The sequence below is a fragment of the Acetobacter aceti genome, assembly GCF_002005445.1.
In the GTDB taxonomy this organism is placed as follows: Bacteria; Pseudomonadota; Alphaproteobacteria; order Acetobacterales; family Acetobacteraceae; genus Acetobacter; species Acetobacter aceti_B.
This window is the reverse complement of record NZ_CP014692.1, coordinates 1058657-1077633: the sequence shown is the minus strand read 5'-3', so window position 1 is coordinate 1077633 and position 18977 is coordinate 1058657. Positions and strand designations below refer to the sequence as shown.

The 18977-nt window shown below is 57.0% G+C and carries 19 protein-coding genes and 1 tRNA gene; 15 read left to right on the top strand and 5 right to left on the bottom strand.

Annotated features, from left to right (window positions below; all coding sequences use genetic code 11):
• The first annotated feature begins 162 nt into the window (after positions 1-162).
• Positions 163-333: a hypothetical protein gene (locus A0U92_RS17685; RefSeq protein WP_187668870.1), complete on the top strand. Its 171-nt coding sequence runs from the start codon at positions 163-165 to the stop codon at positions 331-333.
• A 585-nt stretch (positions 334-918) separates the two neighbouring features.
• On the opposite strand, the gene A0U92_RS04925 is transcribed toward A0U92_RS17685, so the two are convergent.
• Positions 919-2232, bottom strand: a complete 1314-nt coding sequence (locus tag A0U92_RS04925; protein ID WP_077812259.1) for a UDP-glucose dehydrogenase family protein — start codon at positions 2230-2232, stop codon at positions 919-921.
• Positions 2233-2516: 284 nt separating this feature from the next.
• On the opposite strand from A0U92_RS04925, the gene A0U92_RS04920 reads away from it, so the two are divergent.
• The 4 genes from A0U92_RS04920 to A0U92_RS04905 all read left to right on the top strand — a co-directional run bounded on the left by A0U92_RS04920 (position 2517) and on the right by A0U92_RS04905 (position 5484).
• Positions 2517-3302 (top strand): MlaE family ABC transporter permease, encoded by a 786-nt coding sequence (locus A0U92_RS04920; protein ID WP_077812258.1) that lies wholly within the window; start codon positions 2517-2519, stop codon positions 3300-3302.
• On the top strand, positions 3299-4111 hold the full coding sequence (locus A0U92_RS04915) for an ABC transporter ATP-binding protein (RefSeq protein WP_077812257.1): 813 nt from the start codon (positions 3299-3301) through the stop codon (positions 4109-4111). The genes A0U92_RS04920 and A0U92_RS04915 overlap by 4 nt, the downstream gene beginning before the upstream one ends.
• Before the next feature lie 134 nt (positions 4112-4245).
• Entirely contained in the window at positions 4246-5373 is a 1128-nt protein-coding gene (locus A0U92_RS04910; protein ID WP_077812256.1) for an anhydro-N-acetylmuramic acid kinase, read from the top strand.
• A 36-nt stretch (positions 5374-5409) separates the two neighbouring features.
• Positions 5410-5484 (top strand) — tRNA-Thr (locus A0U92_RS04905).
• A gap of 15 nt (positions 5485-5499) precedes the next feature.
• Here A0U92_RS04905 and A0U92_RS04900 read toward each other — a convergent pair.
• Positions 5500-6108, bottom strand: a complete 609-nt coding sequence (locus A0U92_RS04900) for a hypothetical protein (protein WP_077812255.1) — start codon at positions 6106-6108, stop codon at positions 5500-5502.
• A 75-nt stretch (positions 6109-6183) separates the two neighbouring features.
• Between A0U92_RS04900 and panB the strand changes: the two genes are divergently transcribed.
• Together panB and panC are read left to right on the top strand one after the other, a co-directional pair.
• Complete coding sequence (gene panB, locus A0U92_RS04895) at positions 6184-7029, top strand: 3-methyl-2-oxobutanoate hydroxymethyltransferase (RefSeq protein ID WP_077812254.1); 846 nt, start codon at positions 6184-6186, stop codon at positions 7027-7029.
• 1 nt (position 7030) lies between these two features.
• On the top strand, positions 7031-7870 hold the full coding sequence (panC, locus tag A0U92_RS04890) for a pantoate--beta-alanine ligase (RefSeq protein ID WP_077812253.1): 840 nt from the start codon (positions 7031-7033) through the stop codon (positions 7868-7870).
• A gap of 129 nt (positions 7871-7999) precedes the next feature.
• Here the strand turns inward: panC and A0U92_RS04885 are convergent, their stop codons facing one another.
• Together A0U92_RS04885 and A0U92_RS04880 are read right to left on the bottom strand one after the other, a co-directional pair.
• Positions 8000-9103, bottom strand: a complete 1104-nt coding sequence (locus A0U92_RS04885) for an AI-2E family transporter (RefSeq protein WP_236748275.1) — start codon at positions 9101-9103, stop codon at positions 8000-8002.
• Positions 9104-9586: 483 nt separating this feature from the next.
• The gene (locus A0U92_RS04880; RefSeq protein ID WP_077814254.1) at positions 9587-11122 is read right to left on the bottom strand and encodes a 3-demethylubiquinone-9 3-methyltransferase; all 1536 of its coding nucleotides are present in this window, start codon (positions 11120-11122) and stop codon (positions 9587-9589) included.
• Between the two features lie 273 nt (positions 11123-11395).
• On the opposite strand from A0U92_RS04880, the gene rplM reads away from it, so the two are divergent.
• From rplM to A0U92_RS04855, 5 genes are all read left to right on the top strand, one after another.
• Positions 11396-11875 carry a 50S ribosomal protein L13 gene (gene rplM, locus A0U92_RS04875; protein WP_077812251.1) on the top strand — a complete coding sequence of 160 codons (480 nt, stop codon included), beginning with the start codon at positions 11396-11398 and terminating at the stop codon, positions 11873-11875.
• 5 nt (positions 11876-11880) lie between these two features.
• The gene (rpsI, locus tag A0U92_RS04870) at positions 11881-12372 is read left to right on the top strand and encodes a 30S ribosomal protein S9 (RefSeq protein WP_077812250.1); all 492 of its coding nucleotides are present in this window, start codon (positions 11881-11883) and stop codon (positions 12370-12372) included.
• A 93-nt stretch (positions 12373-12465) separates the two neighbouring features.
• Positions 12466-13662 (top strand): BaiN/RdsA family NAD(P)/FAD-dependent oxidoreductase, encoded by a 1197-nt coding sequence (locus tag A0U92_RS04865; RefSeq protein WP_077812249.1) that lies wholly within the window; start codon positions 12466-12468, stop codon positions 13660-13662.
• 98 nt (positions 13663-13760) lie between these two features.
• The gene (locus A0U92_RS04860) at positions 13761-14024 is read left to right on the top strand and encodes a hypothetical protein (protein WP_077812248.1); all 264 of its coding nucleotides are present in this window, start codon (positions 13761-13763) and stop codon (positions 14022-14024) included.
• A gap of 156 nt (positions 14025-14180) precedes the next feature.
• Positions 14181-14588, top strand: coding sequence for a hypothetical protein (locus A0U92_RS04855; RefSeq protein WP_077812247.1), 408 nt, complete (start codon positions 14181-14183; stop codon positions 14586-14588).
• Positions 14589-14734: 146 nt separating this feature from the next.
• Here the strand turns inward: A0U92_RS04855 and A0U92_RS04850 are convergent, their stop codons facing one another.
• On the bottom strand, positions 14735-16507 hold the full coding sequence (locus A0U92_RS04850) for a zinc-ribbon domain-containing protein (RefSeq protein ID WP_077812246.1): 1773 nt from the start codon (positions 16505-16507) through the stop codon (positions 14735-14737).
• Positions 16508-16731: 224 nt separating this feature from the next.
• Here A0U92_RS04850 and A0U92_RS04845 point away from each other — a divergent pair, with 224 nt between their 5' ends.
• Genes A0U92_RS04845 through A0U92_RS04835 form a run of 3 tightly spaced genes read left to right on the top strand, consistent with a single transcriptional unit; the run spans position 16732 to position 18960 of the window.
• Positions 16732-17406 carry a cell division ATP-binding protein FtsE gene (locus tag A0U92_RS04845; RefSeq protein ID WP_077814253.1) on the top strand — a complete coding sequence of 225 codons (675 nt, stop codon included), beginning with the start codon at positions 16732-16734 and terminating at the stop codon, positions 17404-17406.
• Positions 17399-18361 carry a cell division protein FtsX gene (locus A0U92_RS04840; protein ID WP_077812245.1) on the top strand — a complete coding sequence of 321 codons (963 nt, stop codon included), beginning with the start codon at positions 17399-17401 and terminating at the stop codon, positions 18359-18361. Before A0U92_RS04845 ends, A0U92_RS04840 begins: the two co-directional genes overlap by 8 nt.
• Positions 18358-18960, top strand: a complete 603-nt coding sequence (locus tag A0U92_RS04835; RefSeq protein WP_187668868.1) for a YdcF family protein — start codon at positions 18358-18360, stop codon at positions 18958-18960. The genes A0U92_RS04840 and A0U92_RS04835 overlap by 4 nt, the downstream gene beginning before the upstream one ends.
• Positions 18961-18977: the final 17 nt, after the last annotated feature.

Below are 18977 nucleotides of genomic sequence, written 5' to 3'. Positions count from 1 at the left end.
TTTTCTCAGAAAGATTTTTTTAAATTTGTAAAAATCAGGGTGTTTTATTAACACCACATCAAGTCCCGCACTGCTTTTCATACATCGTTTCATAAAAAGCATTTGGAAAATGCAACTTTATGCCCTTCGGCACGCTTGGCAAAAATCTATAGGAGATTTTTCATGCGTTCTACTCTCTTTACTCTTCTTGCACTCTCGATCGCCTGCGCCGGTCTGACTGCCTGCAAGCCGCACGAGCGGACTTTTGGTGAAAAAGTGCGGGACGCTGTTGATCCGCCCAAAGGTCCGATTGAGAAGGCAGGCCGTGCGGTAGACCGCGCAACTTCCAACTAACGCAGTGCAGGGAGCAGTCATCAGAGACTGCTCCCAAACACCATCGCAGGTCTGCAAACGGACCCAAAAAAGCAGATCACTCATCACCGTCTTTCCTCAAAAAAACGGCATTCCCTGAAGTCTGCTGGAAAATATCTACAAGAAAATCTTTTCAATCAGCCGAAAACCTTACGGTGCCTCTGCTGGATCGGGCCCACTTCCTTTGCGCACACCGAATTGTTCTCAATTCAAGACGCACATGAAGAGAACAGCCCCCTTACCTTGAAAGGGTGACTTCTCTCGTCCTGATCCGCTGCGGTTTGCGGCAGGAAGAGTGTTCAGCCTGCCAGCGCGCATCCCTGATCACAATCGCAAAGCCTATGATCAGCGGCAGTATGAAAAACATGAACACAGCAATGAGTATGGAAATCAGACCCTGCCATTCCATGCTGCCCCCACTCCGCGCTCGCAAACTCTGAAGCATGGCAGGTTAGCGGAAACCAGGCTCAGTGTCATCTCAAGTTTATTTGCCTCTTTGAGAGCCTCGGGGGGAGAGCATGCAGTTCTCCCCCCCGACACCTTGCAGCCACAGACTGATGGTCTGGCTCAGGGACGACCAACGGACTGGTACTCCAGCCCTACTGCCCGCATCGCTGCCGGGTCGAAGATATTACGAAGATCGACGACCACTTTCCCCTTCATCGTCTCCACAAGAGCTTTTGGCGCAAGCGCGCGGAAGACATTCCACTCCGTCAGCACAACCAGCGCATCCGCGCCTTTGGCCGCGTCCAGCGCATCGGTGCAGTATGTCGTGGTCGGCGGCATCATCGGCGCTGCCACTTCCATGCCCACCGGATCAAACGCCCGCAGCTTCGCGCCGGCTTCAGCCAGACGATGCAGAATGGGGATCGACGGCGCCTCACGCATATCATCGGTTTCCGGCTTGAAGGTCAGTCCGAGAATCGCAATCGTCTTGCCTTCGGCCGAACCGCCACAGGCTGCAATGATGCGTCCGGCCATACCGATCTTGCGGGCGTCGTTGACCTGTACGGTCGTCTCGACCAGACGGCAGGGGCTTCCGGCTTCCTGTCCAATGCGTGACAGGGCCAGAGTGTCTTTCGGGAAGCAGGAGCCGCCATACCCCGGACCCGGATGCAGGAACTTGCGGCCGATACGACCATCGAGCCCCATCCCTTTGGCCAGATCATGCACATCCGCACCCAGTTTCTCACACAGGCTCGCCATCTCGTTGATGAAGGAAATCTTCACCGCAAGGAACGAGTTGGAAGCGTATTTCGTGAGTTCCGATGTCTCCAGCGAGGTGAAGAGCAGAGGCGCCTCGATCAATGACAACGGACGATAGACCTTGCGCATGACGGCCTCAGCCCGCGCGCCGCCATCTGGCGCCGTCTTGTCGAGACCAATGATCACACGATCCGGACGCATGAAATCGCCGATCGCACTGCCTTCACGCAGGAACTCGGGATTGGATGCGACGTCGAAATCGGCGTCAGGACGCGTGGCCCGGATAATTTCGGCGATCCGGCGACTGGTGCCAGCCGGAACTGTCGATTTCGTCACGACAACCGCATAGTTGGTCAGCGAGCGAGCGATCTGCTGCGCGGCGGCATGGACATACTGCATGTCCGCCGCGCCATCGCCATTCCGTGGCGGCGTGCCGACAGCAATAAACACCGCTTCAGCGTCTTTGACAGCGGCCGTAATGTCATCACCGAAAGACAGACGCCCCGCCTGCATATTCGACTCGACCAGCTTGTCGAGACCTGGTTCATAGATAGGAATCTGGCCTTTCCGCAGAGCGGCCAGTCGAGCCGGGCTGTTTTCAACCACAGCCACTTCTATTCCGAATTCCGCGAAACACGCAGCCGAAACAAGGCCGACGTAGCCTCCCCCGATCATTGCAATACGCACCGAAGTCTCCTCTCGAATTTCCGGGCCTGTCATCAGACGAACAGGGCGCCCGCCCGAAATCGCTCAGACTTGAACCTGTCCGGTCCCTTGCGGTCAAGACAGGAAAAAAAAGAGTTCCGTAAAGCAATTTTGGGACTCACATCTCGGCAGGACATATCCGGAGCAAAGGCGAATTTTGACGCCACCCGACTGGCGGGCTACGGCTATATGACTGTAATTATTATCGCTGTACGAAATCAGCCTATCTCGGAATCAAGGACCAGCCGCACCGGATGAACACCCTGCTTGATCTTGTCGCCCTGCTGGGCCGAACGGTGTTTGTCGTGACACGAGGGGCAGGTTCCGTTGCCCTGTTTGCGCTGGAAGGGGTTTCCTGCTTTTTCCGACCACCCTTCTACTGGCGCGTCTTTCTCCAGTCGCTGACGGACACCGGCTTCCTGTCCCTGCCGGTTGTCGCCCTGACCGCCCTGTTTTCAGGCGGCGTGATCGCACTCCAGTCCTACACCGGCTTCGCGCAGTACCACGCCCAAAGCGCCATCGCGAACATCGTGGTGCTGGCGGTGACACGCGAACTGGGACCGGTCATGGCGGGCCTCATGGTCGCCGGTCGTGTGGGTGCGGCCATGGCGGCGCAGATCGGCACCATGCGGGTGACGGACCAGATTGACGCCCTGACGACCCTGCGCACCCATCCGATGAAATATCTCGTGGCCCCCCGCCTTGCGGCGGGTGTGATCGCCCTGCCTCTGCTGGTTGTAGTGGCCGATATTCTCGGTGTCGCAGGCGGCTTTACGGTTGCGACAATCAAGCTCGGTTTTGCGCCGGACAACTATATCGCCGCCACCATGAACGCCCTGAAGGCCCAGGATGTCATGGTCGGACTGGTAAAAGCCACCGTGTTCGGTTTTCTCATCACCCTGATGGGCTGCTATTACGGCTATACAAGCCGGGGCGGAGCCGAAGGCGTTGGCAGCGCCACGACCGCCGCCGTTGTCTCCGCGTCGATCCTTGTGCTGGCTTTCGATTACCTCCTGACAGACCTGTTCTTCGCGCAATGACAGACAACACATCCGCCGCTCCGAAAATCCGTATCCGCGGGCTCCGCAAGGCCTTTGGTTCGAAGATCGTACTCGATGGTATTGATCTCGATGTTCCGGCAGAAAGCTCTTTCGTGATCATAGGAGGGTCCGGTTCGGGGAAATCCGTCCTGCTTCGCTGCATTCTGGGGCTTATCCAGCCGGATGAAGGGCTTATTGAAATTGACGGCGTGGACGTGCTGCGCGCGCCCCGCCGTGAGCGCGAAGAACGGATCGGCGAGATCGGCATGCTGTTCCAGAACGCCGCACTGTTCGACAGTCTGTCGGTCTGGGAAAATGTGGCCTTCGGTCTACTGGCCCCCGAACCCACCAGACACTCCGAAAAGCATCCGCGCCTTTCGCGTACGGAAGCGCGGGCCCGGGCAAACGCCGTGCTGGAGCAGGTCGGTCTCGACCCATCGGTCGGCGATCTGTCTCCCTCAGAACTGTCCGGCGGCATGCAGAAACGCGTCGGTCTCGCCCGCGCCATCGCCGACCGACCTGAAATCCTGTTCTTCGATGAGCCGACAACCGGTCTCGATCCCATTATGGGCGCGGTCATCGACGGACTGATTGTCGACTGCGTGAAAACAATGGGATCAACGGCCATCGCCATCACCCATGACATGGCCTCCGCCCAGCGGATCGGCGATGAAGCCGCCATGCTGTATCAGGGCAAGCTGGTATGGCGGGGTCCGGCGACTTCGCTCATGAATTCAGGCAACGCCATGGTGGATCAGTTCACCCACGGCCGCCGTGAAGGTCCGATTTCCATGGAACTCCGCCGCTAGAGCATATCCAGTTTGAATGGACACATTCGAACTGGTGAATATGCTCGATAAACAATGAATTAGGGCAATTCCACTGGCCAGAGTTCAGTGGAATTGCTTTAGAGCCAACTCATGTCCAGCCGGAGTTTACCGCCATGAACCGTCCGCTCAACGTCATCGGTCTGATGAGCGGCACCTCGCTGGACGGTGTGGATGCCGCAGTCATCCGCACGGATGGCGTTACGGTTTCTGAACGCGGCCCTTCCCTGTCCCTGCCCTACGACGCTGATCTTCGCCGATGCGCCCGCGCGCTTCTCGATCATGCGGCGCACCTCACATCGGACGCGCCTGAAGTTCTGGAAGTCGAACGACGCCTGACAGAACGCCATGTCGAAGCCGTCGAAGCGTTGCGGCTTCAGACAGACCCCGTCGATCTGATCGGCTTTCACGGACAGACGATCCATCATGCTCCGGCTCTGCGCCGGACCTGGCAGATTGGCGACGCGGCGCGCCTGTCACACGAAACGCGGCTTCCGGTGGTGCATGATTTCCGAAGCGCTGACGTCGCTGCCGGTGGTGAAGGCGCACCGCTTGCACCCTGGTATCATGCGGCGCTTTTGCAGGACGCCCCAAGGCCTGTCGCCATACTCAATATCGGTGGCGTGGCTAATGTCACTTTCCTGGGACGGGATGGCGAGATCATTGCCTGCGACACCGGCCCAGGCAACGCGCTGATGGATGACTGGGCGTTCCGGCACACTGGCGTAGCCTGTGACACGAACGGCGCACTGGCCCGGAAGGGACAGGTCGATCAGGCCCTTCTCGATACACTTCTGGCCGATCCCTACTTCAGGCGCCCGGCCCCGAAATCCCTTGATCGCCAGAGTTTCATTACCGCTCTCGATGCGGTTTCCGGCTGCTCTCCCGCCGATGGCGCGGCAACACTCGCCGCTTTCACGGTTGCCGCCGTGGCGCGTACACAATTTCCGGCGGAGCCCCACGTCTGGTACGTCTGCGGCGGTGGACGCCATAATCCCGTGCTGATGGAAGGACTGCAAAAGGCCCTGAACGCCCCCGTCTTATCGGGAGACAGCCTTGGCTGGAACGGAGACGCTCTGGAAGCCGAATGCTTCGGCTTTCTCGCCGTGCGGGTTTTACGCCAGCTTCCGCTTTCCGCACCCGGCATTACCGGAGCCCCTGATTTCTTACCCGGCGGACGTTTCACCTGCGCCGGTCTGACCACTCTCCCCCGGTGGATTTCACTGGCAGACGAAGACTCTTGACGGTGTGAGTGGAGACGCTATATACCCCGCCACGTTGCCGGCGTAGCACAGTGGTAGTGCAGCGGTTTTGTAAACCGAAGGCCGGGAGTTCGAATCTCTCCGCCGGCACCATTTTTCCCTGAAAATTTAGCTACTTGTGTTTAGCATATTAGAATGTGCTTCACGTTGAAGTGCTTTTAATTTTGTACGTATTGAATAAGACGTTTGTCCGGTGCAGCCCCATTTTTCGAGCATCCAAGAAATTGGTGCACGAAATGCGGCAAAGATTACCGGAGGTGACACGGTGTCGTCCCAAGCGATGCAAAAAGCCTCATTTGCTGTGGCAGAATGCGTGCCAAAATTAAATTGCAAAGATCCGCCCCACTTACTGAGCTGGCGAGATTTCACCTCTATTTTCTCCTCGTTTGGACCAACAAGATCAAAGCCGTTATTTCCACGCGCCTTCCGGGCACCCCCGATAAATGTGGCCACCAAATGTTCTGATAATTCGCCTAATGCTGCCGAGAGAGTCTCTCGCCCCAATAATGGACTATTAACTATATAGACCAGAGCCTTTCCCACATCTGCATGCAGCATCAAAATAGCGTTCAGATCAGTAGTTACGTCTTTAATCATAATATTTTCATTTCCATTGCTGATCGCCGTAAAATCTACTTTATGCTTACACATTTGCATTAATAATCTCCACTTCAAAATATGAAGTAGTCCCTCTCCTTGCACTCCAGCCTTGAGCATTTTCTATAGCCCCTTGGTCTTCCCGCCGGAGTAAGGCACAACAGCGCCCCAACGTGCCGAACAACGGAGGCGGACATGCGGGTTACAGTCGCTGATGTGCAGAAGATGAAGCAGAATGGCGAACGCATCGCCATGATTACGGCTTACGACTCCTCGTCTGCCCTTATTGCCGAACGAGCAGGCGTTCCTGTTCTTCTGGTCGGCGATTCACTGGGCATGGTCATGCTGGGTCACAGCACGACCCTGCCCGTCACGCTTGACGATATGGAACGACACGCTGCCGCTGTCATGCGCGTCAGCCAGAAAGCGCTTGTCGTCGCTGATCTTCCGTTTCTGAGCTATGCCACCATCGAAGATGCCGTCTCTTCCGCACGCCGCCTGATGCAGTCGTCTGGTGTGCAGGCCGTCAAGCTGGAGGGTGGACAGAGCATCACCCCGCAGATCCACCGTCTGGTTGATTGTGGAGTGCCTGTCATGGGGCATCTGGGACTGACGCCTCAATCGCAGCATCAGATCGGCTTGCGCGTGCAGGCACGACATAAAGATGAAGCACGTCAGTTGATTGAAGATGCTCTTGCGCTCGAAGCTGCCGGAGCTTTTGCGCTTGTGCTGGAAGTCGTTCCTGCCCCATTGGCCGCCGCCGTGTCTGAAAGAGTCAGCATTCCTGTCATCGGCATTGGAGCCGGTGCTGGCTGTGACGGACAGGTTCAGGTCTGGCATGACGTGCTTGGTCTGTTTGAAGGCCGTCCGCCACGTCACGCAAAGCGCTTTGCCGACATCGGAGCCGCCATGGAACAGGCCGTTCGCGCCTATGCCGACGATGTGCGCTCAGGTTCTTTTCCGACGGATGCGCAGAGTTCCACAATGGACCCTGACGAACTCGCTACCGCCATCGCCTCTCTGGACCATAAAGATCACTGATATGCAGATTGTTTCCACCATTGCCGCCGCACGCGAGACACGAGCCCGACTGAATGGAACACTGGGATTTGTTCCGACAATGGGTTTTCTGCATGAAGGCCACCTGAGTCTTGTCCGTCGTGCGCGGAAAGAATGCGATGCTGTCGCTGTCAGCATCTTTGTGAATCCGACACAGTTTTCTCCTGATGAAGATCTCAACCGCTATCCGAAAGCCCTGGAAAAGGATCTGGCTCTTCTCAGGGAGGCCGGTGTATCTTTCGTCTTCACCCCTGACGAGAGTGAAATCTATCCTCCCGGTTTTGCTACGAGCATTGATGTCGGGGAGGTTTCAAAACCACTCGAAGGCGCAATAAGACCAGGACATTTTTCTGGTGTTGCTACTGTTGTCACCAAGCTTTTCAATATCATCCAGCCTGCGAAAGCTTTTTTTGGCCAGAAAGACGCACAGCAATGCGCCGTGATCAAAAGACTGGTGGCGGACCTGAATATTCCTGTGGATATCGTCATCTGCGATATCGTTCGCAACGAAAAAGGTCTCGCGCTCTCCAGCCGCAATTCCTATCTGACGGACAGCGAACAGGACCGCGCACTCCTGCTGCATGAAAGCCTCGGAAAAGCACAGGAGCACATTGCCGCAGGCGAGTGGAATGCGTCGTCCATCAAGAGATTGATTGGCGACATCCTGTCAAAAGACCCTGAGTTTTCTGTGGATTATATCAGTGTTGCTGATCCTTACTCTCTGACAGAACTCGACAGCGTTGACGGTGAAGCCTTGATCTCGCTGGCTGTCAGAGTTGGCAATACCCGCCTTCTCGACAACGTTCTTGTCAGAAGAAAGTAATTTCACAAAAAACAGGCGATCCTCAAATCCGTTTGCAAACAGCTTTATCAAAGACCTCAACCGGATTTGAAAGACAGCTTTGTAAAATTCCTTTTTGCAAAGCTGTCTTCTGAAATATCTCCGGCCCTATTACTCAGGTTGATGACCCACCATTCTGCCCGCACCGTTGGCGCGCGTGGAGCCGAAACGCCAGATCAGATGTGCGAGCGCCATCAGGACCGGTCCAATAAACAGACCACTCAGACCCCAGGTCTCGATCCCTCCCAGAATACCAAGCAGCACCCACACGAATGGCAGGCGAATTGATCCTCCGATCAGAACAGGCCGGATAAAATGGTCCGCGAGAAACAGAACAACAAAACCGAAAACCCCAACCGCAATTCCGGCTCCCAAAGAACCCTTGATGGCGATCAGCAACGCACTGATGGCGACAGCAACTCCTCCAACCATCGGAATCATCGAGGCAAATGCTGTAAAGAGACCAAGAAGCAAAGGCTGGGGCGCACCAGCAATAATATACGATACGCCTATGATGACCCCTTCAGCCAGCCCCACAAGCACCAGACCGGCCATTGCTCCACGAACAGCACCGACAAGCTGTTTCTGGGCCATTTGTCCTCTGGCGCCAAGCAGACGCAGAATGAACAGATTGAGATGCTCGATCAGCCTGTGCCCCCCGCGCAGCAGGAAGAACAGGATGAGCAGAGAAAAACAGAGGATCACAACAGTATTGACAAGACCGTGACCAATATGTTCGAGCGTGGTCAGGGCCTGTTCCGGATTGAGTTTATGCACCAGAGCCTTCATTCCCTCCGGACTGGAAAGATTGATTTGCCACCAATGCTCAATCTGCGCCCTGCCCCATGGTAATTTCGACAGCCAGCCGGGTTCGGGAACGCCTGTTTCCCCTGCCTGCCTGATCCAGTTCCCTCCTTCCTGAGCTTCACCTGCCGCCGCTGCAATCAGGAAAGAAACAGGAATGACAAACACCAGCGCGATGCCCGAGACAACAGCCAGTGGCAGAATTGTCTCCGCATGTCGGGGGGACCATTTACGACCCAGCCACTGCATGAGCGGCCAGCAGACGATGGCGAGAATTCCTCCCCAGACCAGAGCAAGACGAAATCGCCCCAAGGTAAAAATTGCCAGTGCGACGATACAAACAGCAAGGATGCCTTGCGCCCAGTACTGGAAGGATGGCCGCTCTGCGGGCAATTGTTTAACGGCCTCCAACAGGGCAACGTCCTCTTCACGCAAAAGCAAAGGGGAAGAAGTATTTTTCGGTTTACACCATGACGATATCTTGGACAGCATTTTCACCAGTGACCTGTTTCTCAAACATAAAAATAGTGGTCAGTTTCGCCGCAATTCACCTTCAGGCATTCGTCCTGACTGCGTTACTCAGGAAACAAATCACTCCTGACAGCTTCATACCCTTCACTCAGTCATTATTTCTGATTGAACATATTTCAGAAAGAAAAGTTCAAACTTTATATGGAAAGCATGGGGTCAATAGAGACAAAAGACGCCTGAGAACAGACTCCCGCCCTGTGTCCCGCTGTTTCAAAAACACTCCGGAAAAACAGTTCCTCAGCAACCCAGTTGATGCTCGATTATCATCCGCGACACGTACCGGAATGATCAGACAGTCATCGCTTTAAAAGCGACGTCAGATTCTGCTTTGCCGGATACCCGGAAAACGTCGGCTCTGTTTCCTTATTTCTGGCCTGACGGTTGCGCCGTTACGCCTGTCTTGGGCGCAGCAGAGGGACCGGGAGCCAGCACTTCGGGATCAACCGGTTCGTCAGTCGTCATGTTGGGATCAGGCGCCTGCGCATCATCGCCAGCTGCAGCGCCTGCTACCGGAGACTGCACAGTCAGGCCAAGCATTTCGACAACTTGCGGATGCGTCATCATCGCGGGAATTGTCACCAGAGTCAGCACAGGAACTGGCTTTTCAGGAGCAATCATGGCGGTCAGAGGGCCAGCTTCCGGGTTTGCAATATACTTGGCAAGTTGCGCACCCACACTGTCCGGCGCCGCCCCTGCCGGAGACCATGTGCGACGCAGCAAGGTGACATAGGCATCGGGGTCCATACCCTGAGCGACCGCCATGCTGTTGATAATACGGGAAACCAGCCCATCATCACGCCAGGAAAAATCAAGGTGCGCGATCTGTGGCTGTGGCAACGCCCCCTGCGGCGCTGCCAGCTGGACAAAATCGCCCGCCATATTCAGATGTCCGAATTCAGGAGCATTGACGTCAAACTGCGTGACATGCGCGACATCCGCCTCGCGATCCACAATCGCATTCAGCACCACCGCTCCATCGAATTTCTGATAACCAAGCGTCTTGATGGCCATGCTGCGCGGACCCGTCGGCCACACTCTGAAATGTGTGAAACTCTCGGTCACACGGCTTTTCTTGCCGTCCGTATCGATATGGAGACGACCTTTTTCAAATCCGACAAGACGGTCCTGTGCACTGCCCGGACCGTCCACCTCTCCACTGAGAAGAAAATCCTCGACCGTGAAGGACTGATTGCCGTCGTGAAACAGCAAGCCATTCCCCTTCAGATAAGATTGCAGCAATCCTGCCAGATCGGACCCATCTGACACCAGTTGCGCTATACTGGCGTCCCTGACGGGATGTTCACCGTAATGAAGCAGAAATTTGCTGACTGTCAGCCGCGAAATCCGCCCCGTGCCATACTGGTCCAGAATGACATGATCAGCTCTGGCGCTTTCCAGACCGTCCACCGAGGTGACAGCAACCTGCGTCGCCTCGCCGTGATCCATCATCAGGCTGCTGACCTGATCTTCTGTCGATGGAGGCAACATGATTCCATCGAGCGACAACCGTTTCACCTGCATGGTGCCATCTGCGCCTGTCACCTGAAGTGTGTAGGCGATGACGTGGTCAAAATGCAGGGAGCTGTGATCTGGCGTGCTTTTTGTCTCTCCCGAGCCCGCAACAGCCCCGATCAGTTCGATTGTCGCTGCGGAAATCGTCCCATTGGGATCTTTCAGCACAACGTCTGTCAGCCGCGCCCCGTGGCTGGTGGGCAGAGCGATAGCCTTGCTCCAGGTAAATTCGACGCCCGGCGGCAGATGGGCTTTCGCATTTTCCAGCGCTTCGATCAGTTCGTGATTGGCTTCCCTGTGAATCCAGATCCAACCCGCAGAGCCGAGTCCCATGACCGCAAGAGCGGATAAGGTGAATATGGTACGGCGTGTGGTTTCTCGGTTCATGAAAGACAGCAACCCTTTGATCAGCCTTGGTTCCTTCTACATATCAGGGCGTCGTCTCAAGAGCATCAGGAAAAACCGCTCCCGCCGGATTTCTGCGGTTTCTCGGCAATCCACCATTGCGGTATCATGTTACCAAATAAAAATAGTTCTTATATTTAAAGAAACAAATCAAATCGACTCTTTTTCCTCTGTCTTTTCGCTTGACGCGCCTTCCCGGCTTACGCATAAGGCCCCACCCGAACCGCTCAAGATTCCTGGACGGACATAGAAACAATGAAAACCACCCGCTCGCTTAAGCCCGCGGAAGTGACGAAGAACTGGATCCTGATCGACGCCGAAGGGCTCGTTCTTGGTCGTCTCGCCACTCTTGTTGCAGCGCGTCTGCGCGGCAAGCACAAGCCGCAGTTCACACCGCACGTTGATTGCGGCGACCATGTCGTCATCATCAACGCTGAAAAAGTGAAGCTGACCGGCAACAAAGTTGACCAGAAGCTTTTCCATTACCACACCGGTTATGCGGGTGGCATCAAGCAGCGCACGATCACGCAGCGTCTTAACGGCAAGCACCCCGGTGAAGTCGTCGAGAAGGCTGTCGAGCGCATGATCACACGTGGCCCGCTGCAGCGCGCCCAGATGCGTAACCTGCATGTCTATGCCGGTTCCGAGCATCCGCATGACGGCCAGCAGCCAGTGAAGCTGGATGTCGCCGCGATGAACCGCAAGAACACCGCCATTGCGAAGAGTGGGGTCTGATCGCCATGTCTGAAACGATTGAACGCACAGGCACGCTCGCCGACCTCAAGGACGTCGCTCCTCAGGTCGTGTCTTCAGAAGCTCCTGTCTACGAAGTAAAGCGCGACGCTCAGGGGCGTTCCTACGCCACCGGCCGTCGTAAAGAATCCGTCGCCCGCGTCTGGATCAAGCCCGGCAAGGGTGATGTCACGGTGAACGGTCGCCCGATCGGCACCTACTTCGCCCGTCCGGTCCTGCGTATGCTGCTGACACAGCCGTTCCTCGTGACCGACCGTTACAACCAGTTCGACGTTGTCTGCACCGTCGTTGGTGGTGGTCTGTCCGGTCAGGCCGGTGCTGTCCGTCACGGCATCAGCCGTGCGCTGACGCACTATGAGCCTGAACTGCGTGGCGTTCTGAAGGCAGCCGGGTTCCTGACCCGTGACTCCCGTCAGGTCGAGCGCAAGAAATACGGTAAGGCCAAGGCCCGTCGTTCCTTCCAGTTCAGCAAGCGCTGATCTGGAACACGCCTTCCGCCCTGTGCGGAAGAGGGTTTTGGGAAGCCGCCGGCCTTCGGGCTGGCGGCTTTTTCTTTATCTGGAGAAGACAGCGTGAGCGGCAGACGGCAGGAAACATTCGACGCAATCGTCATCGGAGCCGGAGCAGCCGGACTGATGACCGCCCTCACAGCCGGGCAACGTGGCAGGCGGGTGCTGGTCCTCGACCATAATGACGAGCCGGGTCGAAAGATCCTGATTTCCGGCGGTGGACGGTGCAATTTTACCAACCTGCACACCATGCCGGACCGTTTTCTGTCCCAGAACCGGCATTTTGCCCGCTCCGCGCTCGCCCGCTATAAACCCGCCGATTTTCTGGCGCTGGTCGAAAAGCATCGCATCGCGTGGCACGAAAAGACACTCGGGCAGCTCTTCTGTGATGGGTCTGCCCGGCAGATTCTCGAGATGCTTCTGGATGAGTGCGACAATGGCGATGTGACCATCCGCCTCAGCGAGACGGTCAGGGATGTTCAGTTTTCAGGCCACTTTACGGTGGAAACTGACACGCATACCCTGACGGCCAGATCCCTTGTTCTCGCAACAGGCGGCCTGTCCATCCCCAAACTCGGAGCGACCGGCTTTGCCCATCGGCTGGCCCGTCAGTTTGGCGTTCCACTCGTGCCTCCGGCTCCCGGTCTTGTGCCTCTACAGGCCAATATCGAGGATCTGGAATGGATGCCTGCGCTTTCCGGCGTCTCCTTGCCTGTACGCGTGCAGAACGGCAGAACCGCTTTCGAAGAGGCCATGCTGTTCACGCATAAAGGACTGTCAGGCCCGGCAATTCTTCAGATTTCATCTTTCTGGAAACCCGGACAGTCCATCAGGATCGACCTTCTTCCGGATAAGGATGCTTTCGAGACCCTGAGAGATGCCCGCACAGGTCGATCGCGCGCCCATGCTGTAGCCATCCTTGCCGAACTGATGCCGAGGCGACTCGCTGAAGTGCTTGGTCCTCGCCTGCTGGGCGGGAAAGCCGCCGGCGAGTGGCCCGACAAAATGCTCAGGGCAGCAGCGGAAACCCTCAAGAACTGGCAATTTTCTCCTTCAGGAACCGAGGGCTATGCCAAGGCCGAAGTCACCACGGGGGGCGTGGATACAAAGGCGCTTTCATCGCGCACCATGGCCAGCACAACCCTGCCGCAGCTTTATTTCGTCGGCGAGGCCGTGGATGTCACAGGCTGGCTGGGGGGATATAATTTCCAGTGGGCCTGGGCGAGCGGCCATGCTGCGGGAACCGCCCTGTCGGAGTGATGTTATATCTCTCAAAGCAGCAACACTTTGCTTTTACTGACTTCCTTGAGAAATCAGACTATTCTGCCTTCACCATTTCATCCTTGAGGAGAACTCCGATGACTGTATCTGTTTTCCGGTCTGCAAAACGCCGTGCTTCACGGGTTCTGTTTCTCGGTGTCGCGGCTGTTTCACTGGCCGCCTGCACTGGTCAGGCAGGGACACCCATTGCGCCGGGCACCTATCCTCCCGGCACGCCGCTAGGCGGTACATGCAAGGCCGGCCTCTACACCTGCCAGCTGCCGCTTGCGTCACCCGTCGGCGCGCCATGCAGTTGCCCGGGACTGGGTGCCGCCTCGTACGGGCAGGTCTATCTCAAATAATAAATTGCAGAGGAACCGCTGGCATGGCATGGCCTGAGTGGCTTTTCGCCACGCCGGTGGACAATCCGTCAGCATGTCCTGCGAGCGCCGGTCTGGAGTAAAGCTGTGAAGATCGTCACCGGTCTTCTGTCGGACAACAGAGAGAGACCGTAACGCATGAGCTTCAGTGACGACCGCTATTCCCCTTCCCGCTCTCTGACGGAGCGTCAGAATGGAAGCTCGAATGGCCTGTCTTCCCTGATCAGACTGACGATCTGGTCTGTGCTGTATTTCCTGTTCTATATGGCACAGCAGATTGCAGAATTACTGGCCCCGCTGCTTCTGATAGCAGGCGTCGGCTGGGCTGCATTGCCTCATGTTGTGAACGCAGTGTCTTCAAGCGCCAGCCATGTCGACGCGCAGGCCCATGATGTGATGTCCCATGTCTCGGAAGCCATCCCCCATGAAATCATGCTGGGCTCACACCTGCTGACGCCCTCCGGGCTGATCTTCGACGGTATCCTGCTTATGGCTGTCGCTGCCTTTGGCGCCACCCTGTCTGCGGTCGCCGCCCGGTCCATGTAAACCTGCCCCTACCGACATCAGGCTTCTCTGGCGTCGATAGGCGAAAATGCTGCAAGCAGACCTTCTCCCTGCTTTATCAGCCACAATCTTGAAGCCGATAAAGAAGCGGAAAAAGACTCGTATCAGGAAAAAGCCTTCCCTTAACCTCAGAGCAGATTCAATGCTGGCCAAAGATGGCGTAGCGCACTGAACCAGTGCGTGCATGCGGCCAGAAGAATAACGGCTCCTACACCACTGGCAATCCACGCTTTCCGCCAGAAAATCGGACTCTCCAGAAAAGATCTGCGGTTTCCGTCGGCGTGCTCCACACGCTTGAGAACGTCGCTTCTCAGACGACTGGAGATGTCAATGGCGGGCGTGACATGCCGGGCTGCGACTTCCACCGTCTCTTCTTCAGACGTTTCCGAAGCCCCTGCCTGCTCTACTGCCGCAACAGACTCGGAAGGCGATATGTCCTCGGGCTCTGCTTCATCTGTAGTGTGCCAGACGGAAACGTGGGACTCACCAGCGTGCTCGGTCGCGGGCTCTTCATCCTCCTCGACACGATCCCAGGCTGGCACCCAGGGTTCAGCCAGCGATATCTCCTCGTCAGCCTGATGCTGCGCAGGCGGACTGCTCGGTGGCGTATGGTTTTCCTGAGCACCAGGATTGTTTCGGGCGGCACGCAGGCGCGTGATGACGTCGTCGAATGCGCCGTCCTGCGAAGCAGGTGCAGGCAGAGACTCATCATGAACCGATTGTGTCTCCTTCTCCTCTGAACGCATCCAGGGAACGTCAGCCTGGTTTTCTGAATGCGCAACTTCCGACTGCACCGTACCGGCGCTTTTCAGGCGCTCAGCATGATCGGATTCTTCAACAAGATTTTCGGCCTGAGGCGCGCCTCCGGCAAAATCCCGGTTCTCCACACTGAAATGTTCGTCAAGATCTTTTTCACGCCATTTATGGGGCTCCTCCTCAGGCTTCGTTCCAAACCCGGAGGTCTGCGCCGGAGGCGCTTCAGGCTCATCATCCCAGATGCTGCGATAGACCGTTTTGCTCTCGTTGGGAGCTTCCTCAAACGAGGAAGACGGAGAAGAGGAAGGTTCAACTGGCAGATCGAGAAAGCTGAAAGGCTTTTCGTAACTGCTTTCCGACGAATGATCTGCCTGTGAAGAGTTGTCCTGACGGGAGGTAATGTGTGTGGAGAAATGCTCGTTGGCGCGCATTTCCGAAAGAGTGGAAAACGTCTCATGCTGCGGTTCAGCAGAAGCCTCTGGCGGGACTGCCTCCTGAATTTCGAACGTCGGCGCTTCGCCCTGCGCTTCATCCAGCGATTTGTGCTCTTCCGTCAGAGAAGACTCGTCAGAGACTTCTCCTGCCGGAGTATCTTCAACGGCAGCCCTGACCGGTGGGGCTTCTTCAGGCTCCGCGCCCTGTTTATGTGGAATACCCTGCTCTTCACTCTGAACAGGAGCCTTGAACTGGAGAGGCTGTTCATGAGTCTCCGAAGCCGGCAGCGCAGAGTGCTGGTCTGACTGAACGTCGATCGACTCTTCTTTCGCAGCGTCTGAAGGCTCATCCTGCCGGGCGACTACTGGCTGCGGTTCCGGTTGGGATTCTACTGGCTGCGATACAGCGGCAGGGGAAGGAACATCTGCAACCGCGGGGACGGAAGGAGCCTGCTCCACGGGTTGTTCGGTCGATTCAGCCTTCGCTACGACCGATGCTTCACGCGGCTGCGGGATCGCCGGCTGCGATTCCAGCGTCTGCGCTACGGCAGCAGGAGGTGCCGAAGGAACCACGACTTCAGCAGCGGGAGCCTCCATAGCCTTGACAACCCAGCTTGTGCCGCACCCCGCACACTTCAGTGTCCTGTCCTTCGTCAGGTAAGACGCAGGCACATTATATTTGATGCCACAGGACGGGCAGACAATCAGCATCCGGGTTCCTCTCTGGTGCTGCGAAAACCACTCTGGACGCAGACACTAACAATCCTCGTTAAGCACTATGCCTTGGAATCGGTTCCCAATTTCTAAACATGATCCGACGAAGGCGAAAGAGACAGAAAACTCTATTGGGTGAAGATCGACAGTTTCCCGGTCAGCGCGTTATGCTATCGCGTGTTTCCCATGACTGACCCCATCCCTCAGGGAGTATGCTTCGCATGATCCGGCTCCGTGACGTCACCTGGCATCACGGCAGTATGCCGAATGAAGGTCAGGCCACACTCAGGAACATCAGCCTTGCGATCCCGCAAGGCGGATTCCGCTGGCTGCTTGGTCCCTCGGGAGCCGGAAAATCGACCTTGCTGCGTCTCCTGCACATGGAAGCGCTGCCGAGATCTGGCGATATGGAAATTCTCGGCACGGAAGTCGGATCGCGTACAAAACGTTCCACCCTCTCCCGCCTGAGACAGCGAATCGGTATGATCCATCAGGATTTCCGGTTGATGCCAACGCTTTCCGTTGCGGATAATGTCGCTCTTCCCCTGCGACTTCAGAAACGTATGGAAGGTGAGATTTCCCAGGAAGTGGACGCCCTGCTGGGCTGGCTGGGACTTGTCGAACGCAAGCGCGCCCGGCCCGTCGAACTCTCGGGAGGCGAGCAGCAGCGAACGGCCATCGCGCGCGCCGTGATCATGCGGCCCGGCCTTCTGTTGGCGGATGAACCCACCAACGCTCTGGAAGACAGTCAGGCCGCGCGGGTTATCGGCATGCTGCGAGAACTGTCGGACCTTGGCACCACTGTTGTTGTCGCCACGCATAACGATACGCTTGTCCAGCGTTTCCCCGCCCCAGCCCTTCAACTCCGGCAGGGGCGGTTGCTCGCCGATGAGTAGGACCAATCGGGTCCGCGACGGCCTCGCCCTGTCCCGCGCGCTGCCGGACCGCAGTCTGCTCACCATGGTCGCCGCCATGAGTCTGCTGATCGCACTGACTTTCACAGCAGCAGTGGGTGCGCAGGCACTCTCTGAAAGATGGGCCAGAGGGGCCGCCAACCTGATCACCGTGCAGGTTCCCGACCCAGACAGACAGGCAGTGACAGACAGCCACACCTCCGCCGGAACCCGCATCGAAGCCGTTCTGAATGTCCTCAAAACAATGCCGGACATCATGCGGATTCACAGGCTGGATGAGAAAGAACTCGACGCGCTTCTGAAACCCTGGCTCGGCAATGCCGGGACGGCGGCTCTTCCGCTGCCGGCCGTGATCGAGGTCGATCTGACGCCGGGCGGGGCCTTGTCGGATTCTCTTGCCTCGCTTCTCACAACCAGAGCGCCCGGCACTCTTATCGAAAAAAATGACGACTGGCGCTCCCGGCTCCACACTGTCGCCAGCAGCCTGCTTTTCTGCGCCGGACTGGCCATCATTCTTGTCGGCGCGATCGGGGCCGCGGTTATCGGAATGGCGACACGGCTCGGATTGGGCTCCCGACGGGAAAGCGTGACCATTCTCCACGAACTGGGAGCATCTGACGGTTATGTCGCCAGACGCTTTGCATCCCGCGTGGCTTTCCTGTCCTTTCTGGGAGGTCTGGCAGGCACGCTGGTTTCTCTTCCGCCCATCGCCATCCTGACCCGCCTGATGGCGCCTTTTTCCGGTTCCATGCCGACCATGACGCAGGACGGTGAAAACCGGCTTGTGATCCTGAAGGACTCCCTGCTCGCATTCGGACAGGGAGCCGCTCCGCAAACGCTTCTGATCGGGCTGGGCTGCATCCCCCTCGTCGTCACACTGATCGGCTGGTGCACTGCGCAGATCATCGTGCGGGTGTGGCTGCGCCGCCTGCCATGAGGAAAAGACTCTCGAAAATCTTCTGGTGGCGCTGGGCTGGCGTATGTCTTCTAACCTGCGCATCGCTGCTTCTCATCGGCTTCGGACTGTTTCTGCGAAGCGCACTGCGAACACCAAACCTTCCCCCTTTCTCTGATGGAATTGTCGCCCTGACAGGCGGCACAGGTCGTGTAGAAACGTCTCTTTCCCTGCTTGAGCAAGGACGAGGACGCCTGCTCCTCGTCTCGGGTGTCGACCCAAAAGTCACGCTTCAGGAATTGGCTCCCAACCTTCCCGCAGCCCTGACCGGGCGTATAACCCTGGGGCGGGAAGCCACCTCCACAGCCGGAAACGCCACAGAAACGAAGCACTGGGTAAGAGCCAACAGGCTGCACAGCCTGATCATTGTCACCGCCGGTTATCATATGTGGCGCGCCGAGCTGGAAATTGCGCGAACCCTGCCGGACGTTCAGCTCAATCCCTACCCTGTCCAGCCTCCCGCGATGAAAAGACCTTTCACCCGAGGAACATGGCATCTGCTGGTACGGGAATATGGCAAGTTTCTGCTGACCTGCATCGGACCGGTCAAGGCGTTCCGCCATACGGTGGACGCGACCTGACCACCATGCGCGAGGCG